Raw genomic sequence first — 1,272 nt, 5'->3', positions numbered from 1 at the left:
CTTCCCGAACAAGTTGATTCATACCGTACGCGGCATGGGCTACGTGCTTGAAGAGCGTCCCGCCTGATGCGCCGCCTGTCCCTGAGCGGCCGTCTGGCCTTGCTGTTTGCCGCCTGTACGGCGGTGGTTTCATTGTTCGCTGGTGTGCTGTTCAGCCGCGCCAGCGAGACGCACTTCATTGAACTCGACCAGCAATTGCTCGACGGCAAGCTGATCGCCCTGCGCAGCGTCTTGGCCGGCGCCGACGACCCGCGGTTGTTCGCCGAACGAAAAGCCGGACTGCAGGATGAAATGAGCCATCAGCCGGACCTGGCATTGCGGGTGCGCGGCGCCGATGGTCGCGTGTGGTTCGACAGCGCAGCGAACCTCCCCGACGACTTGCCAACCCAGTCCGGTCTTCACAGTTTGCACAGCACCGGCACGGAGTATCGGGTCTACAGCGCCGCGTTGGAGCCGGATAAAGCCGACTCCGCGCAACTGATTCTGATGCTCGACATCACCCACCATCAGCACTTTTTGCAGCGCATGCAGCATTTGATCTGGCTGACCGTCGGCCTGTCGGCGCTGGCCACCGCGCTGCTCGGCGCGTGGGCGGCGCGCAGTGGTTTGCGGCCATTGCGACGCATGAGTGAAGTGGCCGCCGGGGTGTCCGCCAGCTCGCTGACCCAACGCCTGCCCGAAGATCAAATGCCCGCCGAGCTCGCCAATCTGGCTCACACGTTTAACGCCATGCTCTGCCGTCTCGACGACTCGTTCCAGCGGCTTTCAGCCTTCTCGGCCGACATTGCCCACGAACTGCGCACGCCGTTGTCGAACCTGCTGACCCACACTCAGGTCACCCTCACCCGCCCGCGCGACCTGGAAGATTACCGTGAGGCGCTGCACAGCAACCTCGAAGAGCTGCAATGGATGGCGCAACTGGTCAACGACATGCTGTATCTGGCCAAGGCCGATCACGGCTTGCTGACGCCAAAACGCGAACCGCTGCGACTGGCCGAGGAAGTGGATCTGTTGCTGGAGTTTTACGCACCATTGGCCGAAGACGCACGGGTCAAGCTGACCCGTCTCGGCGACGCCAGCCTCAATGGCGACCGCAACATGTTGCGCCGTGCCCTCTCCAATCTGCTGGACAACGCGCTGCGCTTCACCCCGCCAAACGGTGCGATTGAGGTGCGGATTGTCGATGAGCCGAAGGGCTTGAGCCTGACCGTTGAAAACAGTGGCGAGGGGGTTTCCGAAGCGCTGTTGCCACGCTTGTTTGACCGGTTCTAC

Annotated in this window: 1 protein-coding gene; it reads left to right on the top strand. The window is 62.6% G+C overall.

Annotated elements, in window-relative coordinates; translation table 11 throughout:
• Positions 1–66 precede the first annotated feature (66 nt).
• Positions 67–1,272: heavy metal sensor histidine kinase (locus AC1DH9_RS29355; RefSeq protein ID WP_477809357.1), on the top strand; the 1,206-nt coding region annotated here is incomplete at its 3' end.

The sequence above is a fragment of the Pseudomonas sp. 05T35 genome (genome assembly GCF_056396605.1).
Note: the sequence above shows the minus strand (reverse complement) of the source record. Positions and strands in the feature narration are given on the sequence as shown.